At 62.3% G+C, this 2,878-nt stretch carries 7 protein-coding genes and 1 pseudogene; all 8 read left to right on the plus strand.

From position 1 onward, the window contains the following. Positions 1 to 278 (plus strand): annotated as a pseudogene (rplB, locus tag EN745_RS32930) (50S ribosomal protein L2); the annotation flags it as partial. Between the two features lie 16 nt (positions 279 to 294). Then, the gene (gene rpsS / locus EN745_RS32935) at positions 295 to 573 is read left to right on the plus strand and encodes a 30S ribosomal protein S19 (protein WP_006205463.1); all 279 of its coding nucleotides are present in this window, start codon (positions 295 to 297) and stop codon (positions 571 to 573) included. 2 nt (positions 574 to 575) lie between these two features. Next, positions 576 to 965, plus strand: coding sequence for a 50S ribosomal protein L22 (gene rplV / locus EN745_RS32940; protein ID WP_006205462.1), 390 nt, complete (start codon positions 576 to 578; stop codon positions 963 to 965). Continuing rightward, complete coding sequence (gene rpsC / locus EN745_RS32945) at positions 965 to 1,696, plus strand: 30S ribosomal protein S3 (RefSeq protein WP_126054437.1); 732 nt, start codon at positions 965 to 967, stop codon at positions 1,694 to 1,696. Before rplV ends, rpsC begins: the two co-directional genes overlap by 1 nt. 27 nt (positions 1,697 to 1,723) lie before the next feature. Next, positions 1,724 to 2,137 (plus strand): 50S ribosomal protein L16, encoded by a 414-nt coding sequence (rplP, locus tag EN745_RS32950; RefSeq protein WP_126054438.1) that lies wholly within the window; start codon positions 1,724 to 1,726, stop codon positions 2,135 to 2,137. Between the two features lie 13 nt (positions 2,138 to 2,150). Further along, positions 2,151 to 2,351, plus strand: a complete 201-nt coding sequence (gene rpmC / locus EN745_RS32955) for a 50S ribosomal protein L29 (RefSeq protein ID WP_126042433.1) — start codon at positions 2,151 to 2,153, stop codon at positions 2,349 to 2,351. Positions 2,352 to 2,362: 11 nt separating this feature from the next. Next, entirely contained in the window at positions 2,363 to 2,602 is a 240-nt protein-coding gene (gene rpsQ / locus EN745_RS32960) for a 30S ribosomal protein S17 (protein ID WP_010909280.1), read from the plus strand. A 72-nt stretch (positions 2,603 to 2,674) separates the two neighbouring features. Further along, positions 2,675 to 2,878: uL14 family ribosomal protein (locus EN745_RS32965; RefSeq protein WP_189363237.1), on the plus strand; the 204-nt coding region annotated here is incomplete at its 3' end.

Raw genomic sequence — 2,878 nt, forward strand, 5'->3', positions numbered from 1 at the left:
GTTCCTGCATGGCGACCGTCGGCGCGGTGTCGAACCCCGACCACGGCAACATCAATGACGGCAAAGCCGGCCGCACCGTGTGGCGCGGCAAGCGTCCGCACAATCGCGGCGTGGCCATGAACCCGGTCGATCACCCGCACGGCGGCGGCGAAGGCCGCACCTCGGGTGGCCGTCATCCGGTTTCGCCCTGGGGCAAGCCGACCAAGGGCAAGAAGACGCGGTCCAACAAGGCGACCGACAAGTTCATCGTGCGCTCGCGCCATCAGCGCAAGAGCTAAGAAGAGGTAACGCCAAGTGACTCGTTCGATTTGGAAAGGCCCCTTCATCGACGGCTACCTTCTCAAGAAGGTGGACAAGGTTCGTGAAGGCGGTCGCAATGAGGTGATCAAGATGTGGAGCCGTCGCTCCACCATCCTGCCGCAGTTCGTCGGCTTCACCTTCGGTGTCTACAACGGCCAGAAGCATGTTCCCGTCTCCGTGAACGAGGACATGGTCGGTCACAAGTTCGGTGAATTCGCTCCGACCCGGACCTATTACGGTCACGGCGCGGATAAGAAGGCGAAGAGGAAATAATCATGGGCAAGGCCAAAGCTCCGCGCAGGCTTGCTGACAACGAGGCGCGCGCCGTTCTGCGCACGATCCGTATCAGCCCGCAGAAGCTGAACCTGGTTGCCGCGCTGATCCGCGGCAAGAAGGTCGCGACAGCGCTTTCCGACCTCGAATTCTCGGCCAAGCGGATTTCCGGCACGGTCAAGAAGACGCTGGAATCGGCGATCGCCAACGCGGAAAACAACCACGACCTCGACGTCGACGCGCTGATCGTGGCGGAAGCCTATGTCGGCAAGTCGATCGTCATGAAGCGGTTCCACGCTCGTGGCCGTGGCCGCGCCAGCCGTATCGAAAAGCCGTTCTCGCACCTCACGATCGTCGTTCGTGAAGTCGAGGAAAAAGGGGAGGCCGCATAATGGGCCAGAAAGTCAATCCGATCGGGCTGCGTCTCGGCATCAACCGCACCTGGGATTCGCGCTGGTTCGCGAACACCGGCGAGTACGGCCAGCTGCTGCATGAGGACATCAAGATCCGCAAGTATCTTGAGAAGGAACTCAAGCAGGCCGCCATCTCCAAGGTCGTGATCGAGCGTCCGCACAAGAAGTGCCGCGTCACCATCCACGCGGCGCGTCCGGGCCTGATCATCGGCAAGAAGGGCGCCGACATCGAGAAGCTTCGCAAGAAGCTGATGGAGATGACGAAGTCCGAGACGCACCTCAACATCGTCGAGGTGCGCAAGCCGGAGATCGACGCCACGCTGATCGCGCAGTCGATCGCCCAGCAGCTGGAGCGCCGCATCGCGTTCCGCCGCGCCATGAAGCGCGCCGTTCAGTCGGCGATGCGTCTCGGCGCCGAGGGCATCCGCATCAACTGCTCGGGTCGACTGGGCGGCGCCGAAATCGCGCGCATGGAATGGTACCGCGAAGGCCGCGTGCCGCTGCATACGCTGCGCGCCGATGTCGACTACGGCACGGCCGAGGCGAACACCGCTTACGGCATCTGCGGCGTCAAGGTCTGGGTGTTCAAGGGCGAGATCCTGGAGCACGACCCGATGGCGTCGGAACGCCGGGCCACCGAGGGCGATCATGCGCATGGCGGCAGCGCCGGTGGTGAGCGCGAGCGCGGTCGCCGTCGCGAAAACGCCTGAGACATTTGAGAATTTGGAGTTAGAACGATGCTGCAGCCAAAGCGCACAAAGTTCCGCAAGCAGTTCAAGGGCCGCATCCACGGTACCGCCAAGGGCGGCACCAATCTGGATTTCGGCGGTTTCGGGCTGAAGGCGCTTGAGCCGAACCGCGTCACCGCGCGCGAGATCGAGGCGGCCCGCCGCGCGATCACCCGCGAGATGAAGCGCGCCGGCCGCGTCTGGATCCGGGTGTTCCCGGATCTGCCGGTCACCTCGAAGCCGACCGAAGTGCGTATGGGTAAAGGCAAGGGCGCCGTCGACTATTGGGCGGCGCGCGTCAAGCCTGGCCGCATCATGTTCGAGATCGACGGCGTCAGCGAAGAGACGGCGCGCGAGGCGCTGCGCCTCGGCGCGGCGAAGCTCTCGGTCAGGACGCGCTTCGTACAGCGCATCGCAGAATAAGGACGGGCCGATCATGAAAGCCGAAGACATCCGGACCAAGACCCAGGACCAGCTGACCGACGACCTGGCCAGCCTGAAGAAGGAGCAGTTCAACCTGCGCTTCCAGAAGGCCACCGGTCAGCTCGAGAAGACCGCGCGCGTGAAGCAGGTCCGCAGGGACATAGCGCGCATCAAGACCATCGCTGCGGAAAAGTCCGCGGCCAAGAAGGCTTAAGGACGAAAACCATGCCAAAGCGCATTCTGCAGGGCACCGTCGTCAGCGACAAGAATGAGAAGACGGTCGTCGTCAAGGTCGAACGGCGCTTCACGCATCCCGTGATGAAGAAGACCGTGCGCATGACCAAGAAGTACAAGGCGCACGACGAGAATAACGCCCACAAGGTCGGCGATCAGGTGTTCATCCAGGAATCGAAGCCGATTTCCAAGGACAAGCGCTGGATCGTCGTGTCTTCGGACCAGGCGTAAACAAACGAATTTTGGACAGACCGGGGAGGGGCTTCGAGCCTGTCCCGTTAGAAAAGAAGAAGGCGGCCAGTCATGATTCAGATGCAAACAAACCTCGACGTCGCGGATAATTCCGGCGCCCGTCGTGTCATGTGCATCAAGGTGCTGGGCGGCTCGAAGCGGAAATACGCCTCTGTCGGCGACATCATCGTGGTGTCGATCAAGGAAGCCATTCCGCGCGGCCGCGTGAAGAAGGGCGATGTGATGAAGGCGGTCGTTGTTCGCACGGCCAAGGAC

The organism is Mesorhizobium sp. M4A.F.Ca.ET.022.05.2.1, from assembly GCF_003998845.1.
Classification (GTDB): Bacteria; Pseudomonadota; Alphaproteobacteria; order Rhizobiales; family Rhizobiaceae; genus Mesorhizobium.